This is a genomic window from Phytopseudomonas daroniae (assembly GCF_004327275.1).
Classification (GTDB): Bacteria; Pseudomonadota; Gammaproteobacteria; order Pseudomonadales; family Pseudomonadaceae; genus Aquipseudomonas; species Aquipseudomonas daroniae.
The window spans coordinates 78078-98692 of record NZ_QJUJ01000004.1 but is presented as its reverse complement, the minus strand read 5'-3'; the positions used below and the strand labels follow the sequence as shown (position 1 = coordinate 98692).

Annotated in this window: 28 protein-coding genes; 15 read left to right on the top strand and 13 right to left on the bottom strand. The window is 61.4% G+C overall.

Annotation, left to right across the window (positions count from 1 at the left end; all coding sequences use genetic code 11):
- Position 1 precedes the first annotated feature (1 nt).
- The 12 genes from DNK10_RS11265 to DNK10_RS11210 all read right to left on the bottom strand — a co-directional run bounded on the left by DNK10_RS11265 (position 2) and on the right by DNK10_RS11210 (position 8251).
- A complete protein-coding gene (locus DNK10_RS11265) occupies positions 2-709 on the bottom strand; it encodes a DUF2786 domain-containing protein (RefSeq protein WP_131191613.1) in 708 nt (235 codons plus the stop codon).
- Between the two features lies 1 nt (position 710).
- Positions 711-1337, bottom strand: coding sequence for a DUF3164 family protein (locus DNK10_RS11260; protein WP_131191612.1), 627 nt, complete (start codon positions 1335-1337; stop codon positions 711-713).
- Entirely contained in the window at positions 1334-1534 is a 201-nt protein-coding gene (locus DNK10_RS11255; RefSeq protein ID WP_131191611.1) for a hypothetical protein, read from the bottom strand. The genes DNK10_RS11260 and DNK10_RS11255 overlap by 4 nt, the downstream gene beginning before the upstream one ends.
- A complete protein-coding gene (locus DNK10_RS11250) occupies positions 1527-2069 on the bottom strand; it encodes a hypothetical protein (RefSeq protein ID WP_131191610.1) in 543 nt (180 codons plus the stop codon). Before DNK10_RS11250 ends, DNK10_RS11255 begins: the two co-directional genes overlap by 8 nt.
- Positions 2066-2446 carry a hypothetical protein gene (locus DNK10_RS11245; protein ID WP_131191609.1) on the bottom strand — a complete coding sequence of 127 codons (381 nt, stop codon included), beginning with the start codon at positions 2444-2446 and terminating at the stop codon, positions 2066-2068. Before DNK10_RS11245 ends, DNK10_RS11250 begins: the two co-directional genes overlap by 4 nt.
- Before the next feature lie 2 nt (positions 2447-2448).
- Positions 2449-3654, bottom strand: a complete 1206-nt coding sequence (locus DNK10_RS11240; RefSeq protein WP_131191608.1) for an AAA family ATPase — start codon at positions 3652-3654, stop codon at positions 2449-2451.
- Positions 3654-5429, bottom strand: a complete 1776-nt coding sequence (locus DNK10_RS11235) for a DDE-type integrase/transposase/recombinase (RefSeq protein WP_131191607.1) — start codon at positions 5427-5429, stop codon at positions 3654-3656. Before DNK10_RS11235 ends, DNK10_RS11240 begins: the two co-directional genes overlap by 1 nt.
- Before the next feature lie 2 nt (positions 5430-5431).
- On the bottom strand, positions 5432-6316 hold the full coding sequence (locus DNK10_RS11230) for a hypothetical protein (protein ID WP_244216238.1): 885 nt from the start codon (positions 6314-6316) through the stop codon (positions 5432-5434).
- Positions 6317-6384: 68 nt separating this feature from the next.
- Complete coding sequence (locus tag DNK10_RS11225) at positions 6385-6660, bottom strand: hypothetical protein (RefSeq protein ID WP_131191605.1); 276 nt, start codon at positions 6658-6660, stop codon at positions 6385-6387.
- A gap of 19 nt (positions 6661-6679) precedes the next feature.
- On the bottom strand, positions 6680-6988 hold the full coding sequence (locus tag DNK10_RS11220) for a helix-turn-helix domain-containing protein (protein WP_131191604.1): 309 nt from the start codon (positions 6986-6988) through the stop codon (positions 6680-6682).
- Positions 6981-7628, bottom strand: a complete 648-nt coding sequence (locus DNK10_RS11215; RefSeq protein ID WP_244216237.1) for a MerR family transcriptional regulator — start codon at positions 7626-7628, stop codon at positions 6981-6983. The genes DNK10_RS11220 and DNK10_RS11215 overlap by 8 nt, the downstream gene beginning before the upstream one ends.
- Before the next feature lie 413 nt (positions 7629-8041).
- The gene (locus tag DNK10_RS11210; protein ID WP_131191603.1) at positions 8042-8251 is read right to left on the bottom strand and encodes a DNA-binding protein; all 210 of its coding nucleotides are present in this window, start codon (positions 8249-8251) and stop codon (positions 8042-8044) included.
- A 67-nt stretch (positions 8252-8318) separates the two neighbouring features.
- On the opposite strand from DNK10_RS11210, the gene DNK10_RS11205 reads away from it, so the two are divergent.
- From DNK10_RS11205 to DNK10_RS11145, 12 genes are all read left to right on the top strand, one after another.
- Entirely contained in the window at positions 8319-8759 is a 441-nt protein-coding gene (locus DNK10_RS11205; protein WP_208738813.1) for a helix-turn-helix domain-containing protein, read from the top strand.
- A gap of 99 nt (positions 8760-8858) precedes the next feature.
- Positions 8859-9233, top strand: coding sequence for a hypothetical protein (locus DNK10_RS11200; protein ID WP_131191602.1), 375 nt, complete (start codon positions 8859-8861; stop codon positions 9231-9233).
- A gap of 107 nt (positions 9234-9340) precedes the next feature.
- Positions 9341-10186 (top strand): TIR domain-containing protein, encoded by an 846-nt coding sequence (locus DNK10_RS11195; RefSeq protein ID WP_131191601.1) that lies wholly within the window; start codon positions 9341-9343, stop codon positions 10184-10186.
- 155 nt (positions 10187-10341) lie between these two features.
- On the top strand, positions 10342-10632 hold the full coding sequence (locus DNK10_RS11190) for a putative holin (protein ID WP_244216236.1): 291 nt from the start codon (positions 10342-10344) through the stop codon (positions 10630-10632).
- Between the two features lie 62 nt (positions 10633-10694).
- Complete coding sequence (locus tag DNK10_RS11185) at positions 10695-11381, top strand: transglycosylase SLT domain-containing protein (RefSeq protein WP_208738820.1); 687 nt, start codon at positions 10695-10697, stop codon at positions 11379-11381.
- 183 nt (positions 11382-11564) lie between these two features.
- Entirely contained in the window at positions 11565-12188 is a 624-nt protein-coding gene (locus DNK10_RS11175; protein ID WP_131191598.1) for a lysis protein, read from the top strand.
- On the top strand, positions 12188-12487 hold the full coding sequence (locus DNK10_RS11170) for a DUF2730 family protein (protein WP_131191597.1): 300 nt from the start codon (positions 12188-12190) through the stop codon (positions 12485-12487). Before DNK10_RS11175 ends, DNK10_RS11170 begins: the two co-directional genes overlap by 1 nt.
- Entirely contained in the window at positions 12487-12783 is a 297-nt protein-coding gene (locus DNK10_RS11165) for a VpaChn25_0724 family phage protein (protein ID WP_131191596.1), read from the top strand. The genes DNK10_RS11170 and DNK10_RS11165 overlap by 1 nt, the downstream gene beginning before the upstream one ends.
- A 2-nt stretch (positions 12784-12785) precedes the next feature.
- Positions 12786-13334, top strand: a complete 549-nt coding sequence (locus tag DNK10_RS11160) for a phage protein Gp27 family protein (protein WP_131191595.1) — start codon at positions 12786-12788, stop codon at positions 13332-13334.
- Entirely contained in the window at positions 13334-15007 is a 1674-nt protein-coding gene (locus tag DNK10_RS11155; protein ID WP_131191594.1) for a hypothetical protein, read from the top strand. The genes DNK10_RS11160 and DNK10_RS11155 overlap by 1 nt, the downstream gene beginning before the upstream one ends.
- A complete protein-coding gene (locus DNK10_RS11150) occupies positions 15001-16569 on the top strand; it encodes a DUF935 domain-containing protein (protein WP_131191593.1) in 1569 nt (522 codons plus the stop codon). The genes DNK10_RS11155 and DNK10_RS11150 overlap by 7 nt, the downstream gene beginning before the upstream one ends.
- Positions 16559-17767: a PBECR2 nuclease fold domain-containing protein gene (locus DNK10_RS11145; protein WP_131191592.1), complete on the top strand. Its 1209-nt coding sequence runs from the start codon at positions 16559-16561 to the stop codon at positions 17765-17767. The genes DNK10_RS11150 and DNK10_RS11145 overlap by 11 nt, the downstream gene beginning before the upstream one ends.
- Positions 17768-17863: 96 nt before the next feature.
- On the opposite strand, the gene DNK10_RS11140 is transcribed toward DNK10_RS11145, so the two are convergent.
- Entirely contained in the window at positions 17864-18190 is a 327-nt protein-coding gene (locus DNK10_RS11140; protein WP_131191591.1) for a hypothetical protein, read from the bottom strand.
- Positions 18191-18313: 123 nt separating this feature from the next.
- On the opposite strand from DNK10_RS11140, the gene DNK10_RS11135 reads away from it, so the two are divergent.
- The 3 genes from DNK10_RS11135 (at position 18314) to DNK10_RS11125 (ending at position 20608) form a co-directional block, all read left to right on the top strand.
- Positions 18314-18883 carry a phage virion morphogenesis protein gene (locus tag DNK10_RS11135; protein ID WP_131191590.1) on the top strand — a complete coding sequence of 190 codons (570 nt, stop codon included), beginning with the start codon at positions 18314-18316 and terminating at the stop codon, positions 18881-18883.
- A 220-nt stretch (positions 18884-19103) separates the two neighbouring features.
- Positions 19104-20201, top strand: coding sequence for a phage protease (locus DNK10_RS11130; protein WP_131191589.1), 1098 nt, complete (start codon positions 19104-19106; stop codon positions 20199-20201).
- A 2-nt stretch (positions 20202-20203) separates the two neighbouring features.
- Positions 20204-20608 carry a hypothetical protein gene (locus DNK10_RS11125; protein WP_131191588.1) on the top strand — a complete coding sequence of 135 codons (405 nt, stop codon included), beginning with the start codon at positions 20204-20206 and terminating at the stop codon, positions 20606-20608.
- Positions 20609-20615: the final 7 nt, after the last annotated feature.

Below are 20615 nucleotides of genomic sequence, written 5' to 3'. Positions count from 1 at the left end.
GTCAGCCTCCATGAGCCAGTCGGGCGACTGGCTTGTGGCCAAGGCCGTGATGCAGTCGGGCGCTCTTGCCTGCTTTATAGCCTGCAGCTGCGGCGCCTTCATCACGTGCCTTGAGCTTGCGGCGCTTCATTTCGTGCTTGCCCAAGTCCGGATGGTTCTTTGCCATGTAGGCCTCGATTGCTTCGGCGATGTTGTCATCGACGCCCGCGAACTCGTCCACCTTGTGGTAGACGGCATCGATCCAGGCGTTGGCAAAGTGATCGCCACGGGCGACCTTGGTTGACCGTTTGCAGCGCTTGTTCTTGGGAGAAGCCAGGAACTCGCGGCGTGCCTTCTGCAACTGGCGCTCCAGCACCTGGTAGGCGTAGCCACTCAGTTCAGGAGCTGCTGCACAACCCACGAAAATGAAGGCGCCGACTGAGTCGAACATGCCCACCCGCATCTGGGTGATGATCATCCGAGTGCCGAATGCATGAGCACACACATAGGCCAGCCGAACACGCCAGGCCGGTGGCGTGCCCTCAGAGCCGGCTTCAATGGTGATCTCACAGGCCATGCTGGCCAGCACGTCGCCCATTTCCAGGCTGTAGGCATCCATCAGTTTGCGCGCCTGGCGCAGCGCGATTTCCGCTTCATTGGAGTTGGCAGTCTTCGACTTCGCCATCTCCAGGCACTTCTTGATCTTTTCGAGAATGCGATCCTGATCCATGTCACACCTTCGCAATGTCGAGGCTGATGGGCTGGTACTGGTCGGTATCGCCAATACGCTCGTAGACGCGGACGTAGGAACTGGTGGCGACCACAGTCACAGCGTCGCTGATGGCCTGCATGGCGCGGATCCAGCGTTCGTCGCTGATCTCCAGGCGGCGCAGAGCCAGAACGCTGCCAGTGCGGATGTTGCCGGCCTGGTCGACGCGGAACGCGTCGTTGATGAGGGTGATAATCTCGGGTCGCGAGCCCTGCACCCATTCCTGCAGGCACTCATCAATTAGCGCCTTGGCGCCTTGCAGGCGCTCGTCGAAGCGGATGTTGTCAGCCTTGGCACGCAGAACCTTGTAGCGACCGTCATAGCTGAACAGCGTGACGTTGCCTTTGGCACCGCCCAGCTTGGCGCCGTACTCCTCGGCAGCCAGCGTCACCAGGGCATCGACGTCGCCGAATACATCGGTCTTGAAGTCGCGCAGGCGCTGGTTGAGTTCCTTGGTCTTGCCAACGATGGCCATCACCAACTGATCGCGTTCCCAGTCGAGCGGCTTGATCATCGATTCGTGTACCAGGCGCCCCTGGGCGTCTTCGCGGAAGCCGTCTGGGACGGCAGTTTGCAAAGTGGTCGTCATGGCTGAGTTTCTCCAGCGGCGGCATTGGAAAGAACCGTCATCTCGTCCAGCGAGATGAAGGCGTTGAGCGTGTAGTCGCAGTGCAAGCACCTCACCACCACGTCTATCAGTCGAGGATCGTGCGCCGCGATGGAGGTCTCGATCTCCAAGAGCGGCGTCTGACACTGAGGGCATTCGGTGTCGAGGAAGTCAGTCATGAGCGGAATCCTCGGCAACGGCCTTGCGGTCGAGACGCTCCAGCTCGGCCAGGCCGAGCGCAAGGGCCTTCACCAGGTTGCGACGCGGGGCGGTGCTGGGTTTCCAGGCCTCGTCAGGCCATGGCCATTCATTGGGGATCAACTCCTCAAGTAGCTCGGTGCCGGGCTCGTTTACCTGGCAGAACGCCTGCTCAAGGTATGAGAGCGACGCTGCCGCCAGCTCTCCTGACGTGAAGTGGTCGTCCTCTTCATGTAAGAACCCGTAGGTATGCACCTGGCGGATTCGCTCGGCCAGCACTGACGTCCAGGACGTGTTGCGTTCGATGTTCAGCAGCAGATCAGGGGAGAACAGCAACGAACCGTCGTCATCGACTTGGAAGTTGTCGATGGTCAGCTCATGACGCTGGCCATTGATGCGGATGTAGAGGGGAACGGCACTGCCGTCCGGCTTCAGGTCGCTGGCCACCGTGCCCAGACGCTGGGCCAGCATCTTGGCGGTGATGATGGATGAATAGTCAGCCACTGGTGTGCTCATACCCGTGGCTCCTCAAACTTGGCGAACCACACCACGTCCACACCATCGATCGTCACGGTGTGGCGGCGATAGCGGGCGTAGTCGAAGTGGCGGATGCCGCGCAGGCGCTTCTCAAACGCCTTGCCCAGCACGGGCGCGCTCTCCGGGCGGATGAAGATCTTGTGGTCCGGGAACTCCATGCCGGCGATCTCGACGCCGGCCAGGCGCAGGTCGCGCACCAGGGCGTTGTAGTTGCGCAGGCGGCTGGCGAACTCCGGGGTCAAATAGATCGGCGCGGTGCGCTCTTCGAGCGACTGCGCGGTGGTGTCGGCGCTGTAGGTCACGCGGGCATCGATCAGCACGGACACTTTGTTGAACGGCAGGACATTGCTTTGCATGGTCAAACCTCCGCGAAGGTATCCGGTGTCAGCCGGGTGGCGCCGACAGATGCGGCGAGGTTGAGCGCAGCGGTCAGCATGTTGTGCACCGCCAGGGGGTACAGCACCGAGTTCTCCACCTTGCCCTTGCTGCCACTGATGGTCAGCTTGGTGCGCAGGGCCTCGATCGCGGCGTCATCCATGATGTCGGCCAAGTGCTTGTCGATCAGCTTGAAGCGGTGCGCCAGGTACGGGCCGAGCTGCTCGCCCAGGGCGTTCAGGCGGATGACCTCGCAGCGCTGAACCACCTCGCGCACGTCGGCGCGGTTCTCGCTGAGCTTGTTGCCCAGCTCGGTCTGGCCGATCAGGACGATGCTGAGCAGCTTGTCGAACCCGTCTTCCAGTTCGAAGAAGCGCTTGAGGTGTTTGAGCGTGGGGATCGGCAGCGCGTGGGCCTCTTCGATGATCAGCACATGCTTGTTGCCGGTGCGGTGCGATTCACGCAGCGCGTTGTGCACTGCGCGGAAGCGTTGTTCCTGGCCGCGTGGCATCTTGCTGCCAGGGCTGACGGTGGCCAGGATGGCCTCGCAGATGTGGATGGCCTTCAGGGTCTTGCCCTTGAAGTCGTCGTCTTCCATGCCGAGGATGTAGGGCTCGATGATGATCACCGGCTTGTCCTCGGCTTGCAGGCGAGCGTGCAGATCCTTGCGGATGGTGCTCTTGCCCGAACCGGATTCACCGACGATGGCCATGAAAGTGCCGTAGCGCGTGACCTGGTACAGGTTCTCGCGGACAAAGCGAATGTCCGGCGAGATGAACAGCTCGGCGCTGCTGCGTGGCTCCGCGAACGGATCACGAAACAGGCCGAACGCCATGCGTGCCTGCTGTGTAAGGGTTTGTTTGCGTAGTAGCATTGTGTCGGGCTCCTCGATGGGATCGCTTTCGTTGTGGTGCTCAGATCGGCGGGCGTTGGCGCGCCCGCCGGTCACTTTCCGCTTCTCGACGCTCGGGTCGTCGTTCTCGAAAATGCCCACCAGCTGCATGCCGGTGATGCCTTTGCCTTCCAGCCAGTTGACGATCCGGCTGCGGATCTCCTCCTCTGCAATGGTCTTGAGCCAGATGTTCTGGTTGATGATCTGGCTGATGGTCGGCCGCGATAGCTCGATGTCGCGTGCTAGGTCGGCCTGGGAAAGGTTGTGGTAGCGCAGCAGCGCTTTGAGCTTGAGCATCAGGCACCTCCTACAACGGCCAGCGTTGGCCGGCGTGTGAATGCGCTGCGCAGCTGTGAGGCAACGGCAGCGAGGTCGTCTTCCTTAACCCCGTTCGGGTAGTGCTGGCTGAGCCAGGCGTAGTGCTCGGCGTTCCAGCCGGCGATATCGGCCTGCAGACGCTTGGCAACGGCGAACACGCTGAGTGGCGCCGTCTCGATAGTCGGGATGACCAGGTCGTGCTGGGTGCCACGGCGCGGCATGAAGGCCGGAAGGTCTGCCTCGGTCATTTCCTTGTAGGGCTGCAGCTGGCCGCCGAACGGAATCGCCTTGGCTTTGCGGGCCGCGTCCACTTCGTCCTGGGTGTCTGCGCCCATGGCCAGCTTTTCCGCCTCTTTGCGGGCCGTCTGCGCCGGGGTGTCCGCCTTGCGGGTGAACTTCTCGCCGATGGTGGTGGCTGCCACGTCGAAGCCCAGTTCGTTGGTCACGATGGCAGGCACCACGTAGAACACTTCGTGCCCGTCTGCGCCGGTGGCCACCACCTGGGCAGCGTCATTGCGCCAGGGGTTACGGGTGACCAGTACGCGGGCGTTGACCATCACACCCGGCACCACTGATACGTCGTATTCGCGGCCCTGGAAGGACACGCGCAGCTTGCTGTTGACCTTGCGCCGCTCAGGCTCGGCAACAGCGAGGCGGCGGCACTCGTCGACGTTCGGAACCTTGATCAGTTGATGCTCGCGGATGGTCATCCACACTGCCGAGCGGGTTTTCTTGTGCCGGGAGTGAACAGCCTTGGCGTTGTAATAGCCGCGCCAGATGGCGGCTAGGCGATTCAGATCGTCCAGGTCGGCTACAGGCTGGAAGCGCAGGCCAGCCTCGAACTTGCGCTCGATGATGTTCCGGGCGTTCTCCACCTGGCCGGTTACCCGTGCAGCGCCTGGGGCGTGAACGATTGTCTCGATACCCAGGGAGCGGCACAGGTTGCGGGCCATGGCCGAGGTGTTGGCAGAGCCCGGATCCATCATCAGGATCGAAGGGCGCCCATGCAGGATGTCGGCGCCACCGCGCTCCTGCATGGCGTTGATCAGCACGCTGCAGAGGTTCTCCCCCGACTCGGCGCCCATCACGTATTCGAGGTAGATCCAGCCACTGGCGTGGTCGGTGATTTCGTATGACCAGACGCGGTTGGCCGCGATGCGCGCCAGGTTGCGCGGCTTGTTCTTGTAGAACTCGGCGTGATCCATCACGCGCAGGCCGTTCTCCTCCGCCTGGGCGCCGGGTTTGAGGTAGTACAGCACGCACAGGGAGGCGTCGATCTGCCAAACGTGGTTCGGGTGCAGGCTGGCCAGCTCGGTGACCGGCGCGGGCGCGAGCAACTGATCCGGGTGCAGTTTGTAGGTGCGCAGAGCGCGGCCGATGGCGCTGAGCGACATCGGGCGGATCTCGCCAGACTTCAGGTCGACCGTCTCGGCGCGGATCATGCCGCTGGTGCGCAGCGCGTCAACGGCATCGCCCAGTGAGTACAGGCGTTTTTCGTTACGGCGTGCAGACTCCATCCACGTGGCGCTGATGATCAGCGCCTCGTCACGGCTGAGTGCGCTCTGGCCTGCGTCGGTGCGGCGTTTGCGAGGGGCGGTGGCCACATTGACCTCCTCCAGTTTGCGGTAGATGGTGGCTGGGCTGAGGCCGAGATCGAGCGCCGCGGCTTTGCACAGCGCCGTACGCTGGCCCCGGCCCGCGCTTTCCAGGGCGCGGGACAGGTCAACAAGGCGTTGGGTGATGACGGCGCTCATGCTCAGGCGTCCTGCTGCTTGGCTTGATCGATCCAGGCGAAGTCCTCGGCGGGCTCGTCGGCTGAGGGCAGCTGGAACTCGGTGCGGATGTTGGCCAGCAAGCTTTCCAAGTGGCTGATCAGGCCGGCTTGCCACAGGCGGTGGTCGGTGCCTGTTTCCTCGCTGTGGCTGGCCATGGCGTTGAAGGCTTCGCGCAGCTTGCCGGTGATGTCGGCTTCGGCCTCGAAGGCGATACCGGTCACCTCCTGGCGCAGCTCCTTCACTGCTTCGTCTGCGCTGAGGGTCTGGATGCGCTTGCGGGCTTTCTCCAGCTCCTGTTTGGTGCGATCCAGCTCGGCGTTCTTTTTGGTGAGCACTTCGCCCTGGGCGTCGTAGTCCGACGCGGTATCGTCCAGCTTCTTCTGCAGCTCGGCCTTTTCCTTGGTGTGGGTGTGGATCAGCTCCTCGGCGAGGTACTGCACCGCCTCAAGGTTGCCCTGCTTGGAGGCTTCGATCAGAGCTGATTTGGCGTCGTCTGGCAGGCGTCGCCATTGGCGCAGCTCGCGGTAGCCAGCGCCGATAGCCGAAAGTTGCTTGAGGGCGTCCTCACCAAAAGACTTGAGGTTGGTTAGATCCTCATCGACCTTGGAGCGGGACAGGCCCAGCACCTGGCAAAAACCGTCCCAAGTGCCGACGTCGGCAATTTCATTACCGTCGCCGTCAAAGCCCTTTTTGCCCTGCAGGGCCCGGTACATCTTGGTTTCCTTGATGTGGGCTAGCTTGCTCAAACTGACGACGTCGGCAAAACGAGCAATGGAACGTGCCATCTGCACTTGGCCGAGAATCTGATTGACCAGGTCGCGTTCCTCAGCCATGTCCTGAGCGGCTGCACCGAGGTTTTGCACCATCGCAAGTGCACCTTCATCTGCCGCTGCATCAGGCACGAGCTCCGCTGTTGCTGCTGCTTTGCGAGCCATCAGGCAACCCTCCGGCCATCGGCGAAGGTACGCAGGCGTTCAACAGCCTTGTCGTGATCGCCGCGTACCTCTTTCAGCAGGTTGCGGAATTCGTTGTGACCACGCATGCGGCCTGCGAAGAATGCGTCGTCGTCGGCAGTGCCCTGCGCGTACGGGCTGGTGACCGGCGTCTGGTCGACGCGGTTTTGCAGAACGGCTGCGAGGCCCTGATGGAAAGGCTCGCTGCGTTTCTGCTCGCCCGCCAAGATCAGTGCTGCGATTTTCAAGTAGTCCATGGGTTGCTCCTGGTTGTGATCAGTGCCGGGATCCGGCCAGCACGCGTTGGTTGATTTCCGAGAGGCGGCCCTGCATGCGCTCCATTTCGTTGGCATGGGCCTGGGCGATCTGCAGCAGCGCGATCGAGGGGGCGAAGCGACCGTTGTCGAGCTTCATGGCCAACCCCTCGGCGATCAGCGTGTTCATGGCGCGATTGATGTTGGCCGGGCTCTCGCCGAGGTTCTTGGCCAGGTCGCTGTTAGCGATGCCTTCCAGGGTTTTGCCCTTCAGGGCCTTGAGCACGCGCAAGGCGCGCGCCGCGCTATCGCTGGTGCGGGGGTTACTCATCTTCGAGTGCTCCTAATTCGAGCTGTGGTTGGGCGTGCTGGGCGACGTTTCCGTGGTGCCAGCCGAGGCCTTCCATGGCACTGCGCACGGCGGCGAGGGTTGACTCGGAATCCTGCTTGCCATCGTGGAAGGCCAGCAGCGCAGACATGGCTGCGGTCAACTCGCCCTGCAGGGCATTCAATTCGTGTGTATTGGCTTTGCGCCCGGTCGGCACATCGATCAGCAGCTTTCCAGCTGCGGCGCTCATCCATTGGGTCACGTAGGTGATGCCGCAAGCCGCTTCAAAGGCCGGGATCATCACGGCGGGCATACGGCCCGAACTGAGCCACTTGTAGAGCGTCCAGTGGTCGGCCACGCCCATGCGCTCTGCAATGCGCTCGACAGACAGGTTGCGCATCTCGCGGGCGTGCTCTTTGCACAGCTCCAGGGCATGGCGCAGGGAGTTCGGTTGCTGGCGTTTCCAGCGGCGGCGACTCATTGGAAAGCCCCCATTTTCAGCAGCGCCAAACAAATAGGCTTTTTGCCTATGGGCAACGGCGTTACAAAACTGAGAGCCTTTTGCTGTAAATTGACAAACCGGGACATGGCTATGACCGACCAGATTCAGAGGCTTGAGGCACAGGTGAATGCGCTTGCTCAATTAGCGCTTCGCCTGGCGGCAGTGGCTGAGATAGAGAGTGGCTTCCAGCCTGAGCAGCTACGTGATCTGCGGTGGCCTGGAGCGCCGTTTGAGGCTGAGGCTCTGCGGACGATGGACTGGCTGTGCGATCAGTTGGCTGTGGCGCGGGAACGCCGTTCAACTGCGCGGCCGCCAGGATCAGCAGCTGCTTGAGCAGGCGACTGGAATGCACGCTGATGGCCGGTTTGGGGCTTAGGCCCTTCGCGGCCTCATGCAGGTGCAGGCTTACGTCTGCAGCGCTGCCTGGCGCGATTGCGATCAGTTGTTCGAGCGCAAGGCGCCAGTGGTCAAGTGGGTGTGGCATCAGGGTGATCTCTTCGACGCGTAGCTGCGGGCGGTCTGACATTGCGGTGTCCCTCGCTTGAGTCGGCGGTTCAGGCAGCAGCTGCCTCGCCTGCCTTCATGCCCAGGGCCACAGCAATGTCGTGGGCCTTGCCGTAGTTGGCTTTGTCGAAGCCGTTGAGCACGCGGTACACAGCATTGCGCTTGTAACCATGCTGATCGGCCCACTTGGTGATGGTGATTCCGCGCTGACGGAATCGCTCTTTTACCTGGTCAGGGGTCAGTGACTTGTGGGTAGCCATTGGGGTGGCTCCTTGCTGGGTTGCTGAATGATGTTTGTGTTTTGTTGCGATGATCATAGTGCCATTTATGGCACCATGTAAAGGTGATTTAGTGCCAGAAATTACACTTGGCGAGCGTTTGAAAGCTGAGCGCGAGCGACTCGGCTACACGCAGCCTCAATTCGCGGAATTGGTAGGTGCGTCGAAAAGGACTCAGGTTGGGTGGGAGCAAGGACGATCCGCGCCCGATGCTAATGCGCTCGCTATTTGGGTCGAGGAAGGGCTGGATGCGGGTTATGTGTTGACAGGAGAAAGAACGCCGATGCCGACGGTTAGAGGTATGCCGCCAGATGAGCAGATGCTGCTCGACTCTTACAGAGCTCTCAGCTCCGCCAAAAAAAGAGTGGTTTTAGCCGAGCTGATCCTGGGTACCGCAGGCAAGAAAAGCGGCAAGACGGCCGACGCCATCGGCGTAGTCGTAACGGGTGATGGAAACCGGGCGGCTGGGAATGACTACCACGAGAAGTGACATGCAACATTAGTGGTGGCGTTTTGCCTGGCAGGTTACGCAGCCCCTCCAGTACGATTGGGTTGGCTAGGACATTCGTAATTGGCTGGGGAGGGATTCATGAATATCAAGGTAAATGGTGATAACAATCGTGTAGCCGGCCGGGACTACATCGAGACCCCCATCAAGGCATGCCCCTGCTGTGAGAACAGCGTGATTGATCGCGAGAAGGCTAAGTGCAATCGCTGCATCAAGGCCGAGAAGGAGAGTCAGGCACAAGGGGCCTTACTCATCATCGGAGTATGTTTTCTATTCGTTTTGAGCTACGTCAGCGAATGGCGGGCTGATCACGGTTACCCAACGGGGATACCTGGATATGGGGCAAACGTGGGTATTTCCATGGTAATTACAGCGCTCGGCCTTGGGGCTATATGGCTGCTGTTTACCCTCGGACTGCCGATTGCCGCCCAGTGGATCAGGGATCGTATTCAGTAAAGATCATCAGGTGTGCGCTCTAGTGCTGACCGGATCGACCAGAGCGGTACTGGGAAATCACTAGGCAGTAATTACAAGCAACTAGGACGTATGGGGAAGCTAAGCGAATGAAGGTATTCATCAGTTGGTCTGGAACAACCAGCCACAAGGTCGCAGTGATCCTCAGGGACTGGTTGCCCTCAGTGATCCAGAGTATTGATCCTTACGTGTCGTCTGAGGACATCGATAAGGGAGCCCGCTGGTCGACTGATATAGCTGGGGAGTTAGATGCTTCAACGTATGGAGTCATCTGTCTGACGCCGGATAACGTAAGTGCGCCTTGGATCAACTTTGAAGCAGGTGCGCTGGGTAAGAGCGTTGAGAAAAGCAGAGTCAGCCCTGTACTTTTCCGGTTGAAGAAATCGGAGGTTCAAGGCCCTTTGATTCAGTTCCAATTCACCGTGGTTGAAAAGGATGATGTCCTAAAGCTGCTTCAGTCGATGAATAATACATGTGGCGATGAGGGGCTTGATCCTGTGCGTCTCGTCAAGGCCTTTGACGTTTGGTGGCCGGATCTTGAACGACAGCTTAATGAAATACCTCAAGACCCCCCCTCAGCACCGCTACCGGCAAAGAAGGCTCCTGCCGAAATTGGGAGCATGCTAGAAGAACTCATCGACTTAACACGCTCCAATCACAAGCTTTTACGGGATCCGATGATGCAGCCAGCATCACACTTCCCTTGGGATCGCTACATAGAGGTATCTCAACGATCAGCTGCAATGTCTTCTGACATCGAAATGATGCTCAGAGAACTGAGTAATTATCTTGAGGCTCATCAACCAGTACTTATGGAATCAGGGGTGTTCGAGTCTTTAGAGACGATGGTTAGACAGATTGAGAGGAGAGCCTTCAGTCTGTCTAAGATCCAGAAGCGGCAGTGGATCGGCCCTATGAGTATGGGTATTAGATGACCACACAACAAAGGCGCCTCTAACCTCTAATGGCGCCTTTGTTGTTTTTGCCCCGTCCAAATTACTCCGCGCGCGCGTGAGTCGATGATTGTCCTGCCTGCTTAGCAGGACTGACCATCGACCGGCCAGGGATGGCCACCCACGCGGAGCACATCATGTTTGAAACCCGCAAAACCCGGCGCGTGCCTCACATGACGCTGGTAACCACCGTCGCCGTCTGCCTGCTGTTCATGCTCGCGTTCATTCGCCCGGAGCAGCTGCAGGTTGTTCTGTACAAAGTCCTTCTGGTCGTCCTGGGCGCGGTGATCGCCTTCTGGCTCGACCGTGCCATGTTTCCCCATTCCCGCCCTGAGCAGTGCGCGAACCATGTGCTGATGGCTGCTGCGTTCATGCGCCGCTCGCTGATGGTGCTGGCCGCCGTGCTTGGCCTGACGATGGGGCTGTGATCATGGAATCGCCGCAGATCACATGGATTCTGCTCGCCGGTCTTTCCATCGGCGCGGCGGTGATGGCGCACGGCAAACCCACTCAGGTTTCGGCCTGGGTGGCGCTGTGGCGCATTGGCCTGGTGGCGCTGTTGCTCGTGGCCGGGGGCTTCTTCACGAGCCCGGTGCAGGCGGCAGAAGCCGTGCCCCGTGACGCCGAGCAGTACCGCCGGATCCTGGTACGCGCTGCTCATGCCGAATGGGGGCTTGATGCGCCGGTGGCCACCTTTGCCGCCCAGGTGCACCAGGAGTCAGCGTGGCGCGCCAATGCCAAATCCCATGCCGGTGCCCAGGGCCTGGCGCAGTTCATGCCAGCAACTAGCTCTTGGATGGCCGAGCTGTACCCGGCCAGCCTCGGCGACAACCAGCCGTACAACCCTGGGTGGGCACTCCGAGCCATGGTCACCTACGACCGTTGGCTCTACGCACGAAACCAGACCGCTGCCAGCGAGTGTGATCGCTGGGCTTTCACCTTGGCCGGCTACAACGGCGGCCAAGGGTGGGTGAATCGTGACCGCAAACTCGCCTCGGCTAAGGGCGCCGATCAGCGCGTCTGGTTCGATTCTGTCGAGCGGTTCAACGATGGCCGCTCGGCTGCAAATTTCCGCGAGAACCGTGGTTACCCCCGCGCCATCCTGCTGCGCTGGGAGCGGGTCTACGTCACTGCCGGCTGGGGTAGCGGCGTGTGTGCTGAGAGGTACCAGCTATGAAGCGCATTCTGATCACCGGCCTGGCCCTAAGCCTGTTCTCGGCCCCGCTCGCTGTCGTTGCAGCCACTCGCAACTGGATGACCGAGCCGGAGCTGTACTGCTCGCCGGTACCGCGCCCCCGCAATGGCAAATGCATTGTGCTGAAGGCGCACCGCCCAGCACACAAATTCCGTCGGAGGTTCCATGCTCGGCGTCATTGATGGGCTGCGCAAAGCCTGGCCGGTCGGCCTGCTGGTGCTGTGGTGGCTGAGCATGGGAGCAGCCAAGTGCTCGGGTGACCGAATCGGTTACGACAGAGCCGCAGCCGAGGGTGCAGCTGCGCTGAGCAAGCTCTCCGAGGAGCACGCTACCGTGCGCGCCCAGGTGGCTGAAGAGAACCTGGTGCTGTACCGCCAACAGGTTAGCCGCGCAAACGAAGCCGAGGCGCTGATGCTGCACGCCCAGGGCGAACTGGCTACGGCTCGCAAACTACTCCAGGAGCGAATCTCCAATGTCACGACTATCTACAAGCCGGCCCGCGATGCGGCGCCTATTGCTATCCCTCGTGCCGTTTTTACTTGCGGCTGGCTGCGCGACTACAACGCCGCCCTCGGAGCCGCTGTGCCGGCCCCAGCAGCCTGCACCGCTGCCGCCAGCCCTGCTGAAACAGCCTGGCCCGCCGCCGGCGCTGACGCCGAACTACTGGAAAGCGGCGTTACCCCGGCTGACATCCTGGCCCATGTCCAGGACTACGGCCTCTGGGCCCAGAACAATCTCGCGCAGCTGAAGCAGCTGCTCGATCTGAACGAAAGCAAGGAAGCACCTTGATGGAGTGGGAAAACATTTTCCGTGTTGGTCAGGGCGCCATCACCGTGTTGGTTCTGGTCTTCAGCCTTATCACCAATCGCCAGAAGGCCTCACAGGCCAAGGCCCAGGAGCTGGAAACGCGACTGGTAACGCTGGAGCAGCAACTGCTGCACATGCCAGATGCACGGCAGTTCGCCGAGCTGGCTGGCGACGTGAAGGCCATGAAATCCGAGATGCAGGGGGTGGCCAGAGAGCTTGGCCCTTTGCGCATGTCGCTTGATCGAATGAATGACTACCTCCTGAACAGCAAGGTGCAGTGATGAGCAACCAATACGCCGACTTTCTCCGCCAGGATCAGCGCCTGGTCATGCTGCGCATCCTCTCGGAACTGCCGCAGTACCGCGCTAACTCCTCTGTAATCACCAGCCTGCTGGGTGAGTTCGGGCACCACCCGAGCCGCGACCAGGTCAAGTCTGAGCTGTCCTGGCTCGGTGAGCAGGCCCTGGTGAAGGTCGAGGATATTGGCTCTGTTCTGGTCGTCACTCTGACTGAGCGCGGCGGCGATGTCGCTGCTGGCCGGGCCTCGGTACCTGGCATCAGCAAGCCGAGGCCCTGACCATGGCGCGCAAAAGCACTGTCGATAAAGCACGTGATGAGGTGCGTGACCTCATCAACCGGATGCTGCGGGATAACCGCATGACGCTCGACGAGATGAAAGACGTGCTCGATGAGCAGTTCCCCGACGAGCAAGTACCCAGCCGCACAGCGCTGCATCGCTACAAAAAGGGCTTTGCCGAGATCATGCGTAGCCACCGTCAGATCGAGTCCGCGAGCCAGGCCCTGGTCGCTGAACTGGGCGAGAATTTCGATGACAGGTCGGGGGCGTTGCTAGCCCAGGCGGTCACCACGCTGGCAACGCGTGCCACCCATGATGCGCTGGGTGATGAGGCAACCGATATCGGCGACGTGCTCGATCTAACACGGGCTGCAAAGTACGCCCAGGAGGCACGCGCTCTTAGTCGCAAAGAGCGCATTGCGGTGGCCAAAGACGCGCGGGAGCAGCAGCTCAAGGAACAGGAGCAGCGCCTGGAGGAGATGCGCGGCAGCGATGGCATGAGCGAGCAGTTCGAAGATCGAATTCGCCGCATCCTGCTGGGTAAATCCTGATGGCCATGCAAGTCAGCACCGCCAGCCTCGGCGAGCACCTCAAGGCCGCTGGTGCGCCACGCAAGATCAACCTGCAGGAAGAGATGGAGCTGTACGGCGTCGACGTGCCGCAGGACATCACTGATGCAGTAGCGGCAAACGAGCCGGTGTTCCTCGGCTACCAACAGCGTTGGTTCGAGGACGAAAGCGACATCATGATCGGCGAGAAGTCCCGCCGCACCGGCCTGACGTGGGCTGAGGCTGGGCGTAACGTCGTCAAAGCGGCCAAGCCGCGCCGCCGTGGCGGCTGCAACACGTTCTATGTGGGCAGCAAACAGGAGATGGCGCTGGAGTACATCGCCGCGTGCGCTTTGTTTGCCAAGGCGTTCAACGAGCTGGCAGAGGCCGACGTCTACGAGCAGACCTTTTGGGACGAGGGCAAGAAGGAAGAGATCCTCACTTACATGATCCGTTTCCCTAAGTCGGGACGGAAGATCCAGGCGCTCAGCAGTCGACCGAGCAACCTGCGCGGCCTGCAGGGCGATGTGGTGATTGACGAAGCCGCATTCCATGAATCCCTGGAAGAACTGCTGAAGGCAGCACTGGCCCTGACCATGTGGGGCAACAAGGTGCGCCTGATCAGCACCCACAATGGCGTCGACAACCCGTTCAACACCTACATCCAGGATGCCCGCGAAGGTCGCAAGGATTATTCGATCCATCGCATCACCCTGGACGATGCGATCGCCGAGGGTCTGTACAAGCGGATCTGCTATGTCACCGGCCAGACCTGGTCGCCCGAGGGCGAGAAGGCCTGGCGTGATGGGCTGTACAAGAACGCCCCCAACATCGAGAGCGCCGAGGAAGAGTACGGCTGCGTGCCGAAGAAGAGCGGCGGCGCCTACTTGAGCCGCGTGCTGGTGGAAGCGGCCATGGTCGCCGATCGCTCGATCCGCATTTACCACTACGAAGCGCCTGCCGGCTTTGAGGAATGGACGCCGGAAATGCGCGAAGCCGAAGTGCGCGCCTGGTGCGAGGAAAACTTGCAGCCCGAGCTGGCGCGCTTGAGCGATCGCAACCGCCACACCTTCGGCGAAGACTTCGCCCGCCGTGGCGACCTCACCGTGTTCACGCCGTTGCAGATTGACCCGATGCTGCGCAAGCGCGTGCCGTTCCAGGTCGAGCTACGCAACCTCACCTACGGCGCGCAGGAACAGATCATGTTCTTCATCTGCGATCGCCTGCCCCGCCTGACCGGCCTGGCGTTCGATGCCACCGGCAACGGCGGGTACCTGGCCGAGCAGGCCGCGCTGAACTACGGCAGCACCATGGTCGAGCAGGTGGCGCTGTCGCTGGCCTGGTACGCCGAGTGGATGCCCAAGCTCAAGGGCGAGTTCGAGGCCTTCAACCTACAGATCCCGCGCCACCAGACCACGCTCGACGACATGCTCTCGATCAAAGTCGAGAAAGGCGTACCCATAATCGACAAGGGCCGTACCAAGGATCTGCAGTCCTCAGGCAGCAAGGCCAAGCGCCATGGTGACTCAGCTATCTCGCTGGCCATGGCCGTGCGGGCCAGCTTCATGCAGGGCGGCCTGATCGAGTTCACCGCACTTCCTCGTCATTCCCGTGGCTTCGATAACGTCGACGATCACGACTCAGACCTGAGCCTGCCGGAGTCATCAGCATGGTAACCAACACCCGCATCGTCGACTTGGACGGCAACCCGTTCCAGGTCAGCGAGCTGCGCGAGCCGCAGACCGCACACCTCACCAGCCTGCATCACGAATTCCAGGGGCACCCATCCAGAGGGCTGACGCCATCGCGCCTGGCGCAGATCATGGATGCTGCCGAGCAAGGCGACCTGGTCGGCCAGTGCGAGCTGTTCGAGGACATGGAAGAGAAAGACGGCCACATCATGTCCGAGATGGGCAAGCGCCGCCGTGCGGTGGTGGGCCTGAGCTGGGACATCGTGCCGCCGAACAACCCGACCGCCACCGAGAAGAAGGCGGCCAGCGCGCTGTATGAGCTGATGCAGGGTCTCGACGATTTCGAGGACGTGCTGTTCGACACCACCGACGCGATCGGCAAAGGCTTTGCCAACCAAGAGATTGAGTGGCAGCGCCTCGGTGGCAGCTGGATCCCCAAGTCCATCACACACCGTCCGCAGAGCTGGTTCCAGATCGCCAAGGGTTACCGCCAGGAGATCCGCCTACGCGGTGCCGCTGGCGGCGAACCGCTGCAGCCGTTCGGCTGGCTCAGCCATACACACAAAGCCAAGAGCGGAACCCTGGAGCGCTCGGCGCTGTTCCGCGTGCTGGCCTGGCCGTATCTGTTCAAGAACTACAGCGTGGGTGATCTGGCCGAGTTCCTGGAGATCTACGGCATCCCCATGCGTGTGGGCAAGTACCCAGGCGGTGCCACAGAGAAAGAGAAGCTGACCCTGCTGCGCGCCCTGGCCAGCCTGGGCCATAACGCCGCCGGCATCATCCCGTTGGGCATGGAACTGCAGTTCCTCAACGCCGCCGAGGGCGACCCGGCAGCGTTCAAACTGATGATCGAGTGGTGCGAGAAGACGCAGAGCAAGGCGATCCTGGGCGGCACGCTGACCAGCCAGGCGGACGGTGCATCGAGCACCAACGCCCTGGGCAACGTGCACAACGAAGTGCGCATGGACTTGCGCGACTCGGATGCCCTGCAGGTGGCGAAGACGCTGAGCCGTGACCTGGTCTATCCGATCGCCGTGCTCAACGGCCTGGCGAGCAGTTGGGCGCGCTGCCCTCGGTTGAAGTTCGACATCCAGGAGGCCGAGGATCTGAAGGGCTACTCCGAAGCCCTGCCAGGCCTGGTCGGCTTGGGGTTCAAGATTCCGCGCCAGTGGGCTCAGGAGCGCCTGGCCATCCCCGAGCCGGATGAGGACGAGGAGATCCTGCAGGCGGCTGCAGCTGCTGCACCAGGGCCTGCTCCCGTCGCAGCTGAAGTGCCTCCAGTTGCGGTTGCCACCGCACAGAAGCCCGCCGCAACTGCGGCCGATCGCTTGGACGATAACCTGCAGCCGACCACGGGCGAATGGATCGAGCGTATTCGGGCAATGGTCGAGCAGGCGCAAAGCCTGGAGCAGATCCGTGATGGGCTGGCCGCGCTGCTGCCGGATATGAGCGTCGAGCAGTACGCCGAGGCCATGGCGCAGGCGCTGGCCAGCGCCGCCCTGCAGGGCCGCTACGAGATCCTGCAGGAGGCCGCCAGTGGCCGTTAGCGCAACGTCGTTGCCATTCCGGGAACAGAACGAGTTCCTGCGCCGCAAGCTGAACCTGCCCACGCAGACCTGGACGGACATCTACACCCGCGAACACGACTACGCATTCGTGGTTGCCGGCGCCAACCGCGATGGGCTGGTGCAGGACTTCCGACTGGCTGTTGAGCGTGCGATCGAGGGCGGCACGACCCTGGAAGACTTCCGGCGCGACTTCGACCGCATCGTTGCCAAACATGGCTGGAGCTACAACGGCGGCCGCAACTGGCGCTCTCGGGTGATTTACGAGACCAACATGCGCAGCTCGTACATGGCCGGGCGCTATGAGCAACTGATGGCGGTGCGTGAGGCGCGGCCCTACTGGCAGTATCTGCACAGCGATGCGGTCGAGCACCCACGACTGCTGCATGAGTCGTGGAATGGGCTGATCCTGCGTTGGGATGATCCGTTCTGGCAGACTCATTTTCCCATCAACGCCTGGGGTTGCCAGTGCAGCGTGCGGGCACTGAGCCAGGATGACCTGGAGCGCATGGGCAAGACCGGCCCTGACCCGTCACCAGCCATCGTCATGGAAACGCGCACCATCGGTCAGCGCAGTCCGCAGGGGCCACGTACGGTCGAGGTGCCGCAGGGCATCGACCCTGGGTTCGAGTACATCCCAGGCCAGTCGCGCATGGTCGACCAGGTGCCGCCACCCATGGCGCCGCCGACGCAGATCCCCGCCGCACGTGTGCCGGATCCGCTGCCGGCACCACAGCCGGTACCGGCCGTTCCTGCAGCGGCTGCACCTGGTGCAGATGCCAGCGTGTCGTTCCTGCAGGCGCTGGGTACCGGGCTTGGTCGTCAGCCGGTAATCGTGCGGGACGTGATCGGCGAGCGCCTGGTGATCGGCCCGCAGATGATCAGCCAGCCAGTGCCTGCGCTCCCGGCGGTTAACGCCCAGCTCCAGGGGCAGTTGATGGCCAACACGCTGCTGCAGCCTGACGAGATCTGGACAGACCTGGCCTGGTTCCAGGACATTGCCCGTGCTGTGGTGCGCCGCCGCTACGTGGCGCGCTACCAGGTGCCAGGCGTTGCTCAGCCGGTTACGGTGATGCTGGAGCTGGGCGCCAATGGGTGGTGGATGCTGCCGGCCGACGCCACGCAGCAGCTGATCAATGCGCTGCGCAGTGGTGTGTTGCTGTACGTACGGGGGAGTTGAGATGGCTGGGTTTGCCGTTACCACATTCCCGACAGAGGATGACGGGTATGTGGATCGCTTACGGCAAGGGGTAAGGCTGTAAAGGTGTGAAGTGATTTAGCGGTCAAAATCAGCTTGGCGATGATCGTCGTAAGCACGCTGAAGGCCTGCATAACTCATCTCAAGGAACTCATAACCAGGAGTCCCAGGTGCAAAGTAAAACCTCTTTCCTTCATAGAAGAAGTCAAAGGCACGGCCATCATCGAATACATTTTCTGGCTCAAGCTGAATGTTGCCGTCGACGGATATTTCCGCGCCGGTAATGTGGCTGAACAGGGCTAAAGCTGTTGCGTTGTCACGGGCAGGAACTAGATGTCTCTCTGTCGTTTTTTTTGTCTCAACAGTTACCCAGCAGAACCTGACTTTAGGAAGAATCTTAGCCATAACCGCTCCTGATTAAACAAAGAAAACCCGGTGCTGCCACACCGGGTTCACCGCAAGCGTAGGATTGGTGGCCCTGGCAGGGGCTGCTCGCTTGATCGGATAAATTTAGTATAGGAGCAGACCATGGCCGGGGCCACTGTAGAGTTAGAGAGCCAGGCAGTACTCGCCGCGATTCGTGCAGCCACCGAGGCACTGGGCAACCCGGATCGGATGCTGCGCGATATGGGTGAGTACCTGATGATTGCCCATGATCAGCGCTTCGCCAGCCAGACCGCCCCGGATGGCACCCCATGGCAGGCACTGAGCCCGGCCTATCAGCGCCGCAAGAAAAAGAACGCCGACAAGATTCTGGTGCTCGATGGCTACCTGAAGAACACCCTGCGCTACCAGGTCGAGGGCAACGAGCTGGTGTTCGGCAGTAACCGGGTATACGCAGCCATCCAGCACTTTGGTGGCGAGATTCAGATGCCCGCCCGCAGTCAGCAGGCCTATTTCCGTCAGGACAAGTCCGGCGATATCGGCAACCAGTTTGTCAGCAAACGCCGCAGCAACTTCTCCCAATGGGTCACCCTGGGCCCGTACACCATCAAGATCCCGGCCCGCCCATTCCTGGGTACCAGTACCGCCGATGATGCAGAGCTGACGAATATCGCCATGGGCTATCTGAACCGGGCAATGGACGGTGGCGCCTGAGAGCCTCCAGAAGGCACGCAGGACGAAAATGCCCGGCGGATGTACCCGTAATCCTCGTAATCGTTCAAGACCGGCCAATTTCGCGTTTATAAACACGGTCGGTGGGGTTGCCAGCACTCACCATGACGTGGTGTTGTAGAAAAGAGTCGTCCTGGCATCGCCACAAAGTTTTTGCCCCGTCCAAAAGACCTTCTCCAGGTCGACCGCCATCCTCGGCGGCATGAACAGAAAACGCCTCCCTCTCGCCGTTGCACTTGCCGCCTGCAGCTTCTCGCTGCCGGTTCCGGCTGACGACAACAGCATTACCCTCCAGGTGACTCCGGCCGGGCACTTCAAACCGTCCGATGGTCGTGAGATCAAGGTGCCGTCCTGGTACATCGATCAGGCCGTGGCCACCAAGGTCATCGAGCGCTTTGATGCACGCCGGACGCCGCCGGTGCTGGATTACGAACACCAGACTCTGCACAAGGAAGAGAACGGCCAGCCAGCCCCGGCTGCCGGATTCTTCCGTGAGCTCGAATGGCGTGAAGGCCAAGGCCTGTTCGCCCGTGTCGAGCTGACTGCACGGGCTCGCCAATACATCACCGATGGCGAGTACCAGTTCTTCTCTCCTGTTTTCGTCTACCACCCCACGACCGGCCATGTGCTGGACGTGCAGATGGGCGCGCTTACCAACCACCCGGCCATCGACGGCATGGAGGCCCTCGGCCTGCGTGCCGCCGCCACGTTCGGGCTCACCCTTGAAGAGGAAACACCCGTGAACCCATTGCTTCGTGCGGTTCTGGCCGCGCTCGGCCTGGCCGAGACCACCACCGAGGATCAGGCGATTGCTGCGCTGACCGCTCATACCGATCAACAGACCGCTCTGCGCAAGCTGCTGAGCATTGACGACAAAGCCGATGGTGCCGCTCTGGTCGCAGCCTGTACCGGCCTGAAGGCCAAGGCCGCTGTAGTCGACCCGGCGAAGTTCGTACCGCTGGATGTAGTGACAGGCCTGCAGGGCGAAGTTGCTGCGCTCACTGCGCGCCTCGGTGAACACGACCAGAAGGATCTGGATACCGAGATCAAGGGCGCCCTGGAAGACGGGCGCCTGCACACCACCATGGAAGGCTGGGCCCGTGACCTGGGCAAATCCAACCGCACGGCGCTGACCGCCTACCTCAGCACTATCAGCCCGATCGCAGCGCTGACCGCCACCCAAACCGGTGGCAATGCGCCAATCGCTGACAAAGGAACCGGGTTGACCCAGGACGAGCTGGCGGTATGCAGCTCGATGGGGCTGACCGCCGAGCAATTCAAAGCCGCGAAGGAAGCCTGACCATGGCCCTGACTACCGACCGCAACACCCCGCGCCGTGATGGCGTGCAGTACAACGACCCGGTGGCCGGTGCCACGCGCATCTACGCCGGCTCCATCGTCTGCCTGAACGCTGCAGGCAACGCCGTTCCAGGTAGTTCCTCGGCAGCCCTGAAAGTGCGCGGCCGCGCCGAAGAACACGTGGATAACCGCGACGGCACTGCCGGTGCGAAGCGCATCGAGAGCCGTCGCGGTGTGTTCGCCTTCGCCAACAGCAGCGGTGCTGACGAGATCACCCGCGCCGATATCGGCGAACCCGCTTACATCGTCGACGACCAGACGGTCGCCAAGACATCCGACACTGACAGCCGATCGGTTGCAGGCGTTATCCAGGATCTGGATGACGCCGGCGTCTGGATCGAGATCTAAGGAGCAC

What these genes read in the sequence shown, in the direction of transcription:
- DNK10_RS11265 (WP_131191613.1), bottom strand. Translation starts at nt 709, where the DNA reads ATGGATCAGGATCGCATTCTCGAAAAGATCAAGAAGTGCCTGGAGATG.
- DNK10_RS11260 (WP_131191612.1), bottom strand. Translation starts at nt 1,337, where the DNA reads ATGACGACCACTTTGCAAACTGCCGTCCCAGACGGCTTCCGCGAAGAC.
- DNK10_RS11255 (WP_131191611.1), bottom strand. Translation starts at nt 1,534, where the DNA reads ATGACTGACTTCCTCGACACCGAATGCCCTCAGTGTCAGACGCCGCTC.
- DNK10_RS11250 (WP_131191610.1), bottom strand. Translation starts at nt 2,069, where the DNA reads ATGAGCACACCAGTGGCTGACTATTCATCCATCATCACCGCCAAGATG.
- DNK10_RS11245 (WP_131191609.1), bottom strand. Translation starts at nt 2,446, where the DNA reads ATGCAAAGCAATGTCCTGCCGTTCAACAAAGTGTCCGTGCTGATCGAT.
- DNK10_RS11240 (WP_131191608.1), bottom strand. Translation starts at nt 3,654, where the DNA reads ATGCTCAAGCTCAAAGCGCTGCTGCGCTACCACAACCTTTCCCAGGCC.
- DNK10_RS11235 (WP_131191607.1), bottom strand. Translation starts at nt 5,429, where the DNA reads ATGAGCGCCGTCATCACCCAACGCCTTGTTGACCTGTCCCGCGCCCTG.
- DNK10_RS11230 (WP_244216238.1), bottom strand. Translation starts at nt 6,316, where the DNA reads ATGGTGCAAAACCTCGGTGCAGCCGCTCAGGACATGGCTGAGGAACGC.
- DNK10_RS11225 (WP_131191605.1), bottom strand. Translation starts at nt 6,660, where the DNA reads ATGGACTACTTGAAAATCGCAGCACTGATCTTGGCGGGCGAGCAGAAA.
- DNK10_RS11220 (WP_131191604.1), bottom strand. Translation starts at nt 6,988, where the DNA reads ATGAGTAACCCCCGCACCAGCGATAGCGCGGCGCGCGCCTTGCGCGTG.
- DNK10_RS11210 (WP_131191603.1), bottom strand. Translation starts at nt 8,251, where the DNA reads ATGGCTACCCACAAGTCACTGACCCCTGACCAGGTAAAAGAGCGATTC.
- DNK10_RS11205 (WP_208738813.1), top strand. Translation starts at nt 8,319, where the DNA reads ATGGCACCATGTAAAGGTGATTTAGTGCCAGAAATTACACTTGGCGAG.
- DNK10_RS11200 (WP_131191602.1), top strand. Translation starts at nt 8,859, where the DNA reads ATGAATATCAAGGTAAATGGTGATAACAATCGTGTAGCCGGCCGGGAC.
- DNK10_RS11195 (WP_131191601.1), top strand. Translation starts at nt 9,341, where the DNA reads ATGAAGGTATTCATCAGTTGGTCTGGAACAACCAGCCACAAGGTCGCA.
- DNK10_RS11190 (WP_244216236.1), top strand. Translation starts at nt 10,342, where the DNA reads ATGTTTGAAACCCGCAAAACCCGGCGCGTGCCTCACATGACGCTGGTA.
- DNK10_RS11185 (WP_208738820.1), top strand. Translation starts at nt 10,695, where the DNA reads ATGGCGCACGGCAAACCCACTCAGGTTTCGGCCTGGGTGGCGCTGTGG.
- DNK10_RS11175 (WP_131191598.1), top strand. Translation starts at nt 11,565, where the DNA reads ATGCTCGGCGTCATTGATGGGCTGCGCAAAGCCTGGCCGGTCGGCCTG.
- DNK10_RS11170 (WP_131191597.1), top strand. Translation starts at nt 12,188, where the DNA reads ATGGAGTGGGAAAACATTTTCCGTGTTGGTCAGGGCGCCATCACCGTG.
- DNK10_RS11165 (WP_131191596.1), top strand. Translation starts at nt 12,487, where the DNA reads ATGAGCAACCAATACGCCGACTTTCTCCGCCAGGATCAGCGCCTGGTC.
- DNK10_RS11160 (WP_131191595.1), top strand. Translation starts at nt 12,786, where the DNA reads ATGGCGCGCAAAAGCACTGTCGATAAAGCACGTGATGAGGTGCGTGAC.
- DNK10_RS11155 (WP_131191594.1), top strand. Translation starts at nt 13,334, where the DNA reads ATGGCCATGCAAGTCAGCACCGCCAGCCTCGGCGAGCACCTCAAGGCC.
- DNK10_RS11150 (WP_131191593.1), top strand. Translation starts at nt 15,001, where the DNA reads ATGGTAACCAACACCCGCATCGTCGACTTGGACGGCAACCCGTTCCAG.
- DNK10_RS11140 (WP_131191591.1), bottom strand. Translation starts at nt 18,190, where the DNA reads ATGGCTAAGATTCTTCCTAAAGTCAGGTTCTGCTGGGTAACTGTTGAG.
- DNK10_RS11135 (WP_131191590.1), top strand. Translation starts at nt 18,314, where the DNA reads ATGGCCGGGGCCACTGTAGAGTTAGAGAGCCAGGCAGTACTCGCCGCG.
- DNK10_RS11130 (WP_131191589.1), top strand. Translation starts at nt 19,104, where the DNA reads ATGAACAGAAAACGCCTCCCTCTCGCCGTTGCACTTGCCGCCTGCAGC.
- DNK10_RS11125 (WP_131191588.1), top strand. Translation starts at nt 20,204, where the DNA reads ATGGCCCTGACTACCGACCGCAACACCCCGCGCCGTGATGGCGTGCAG.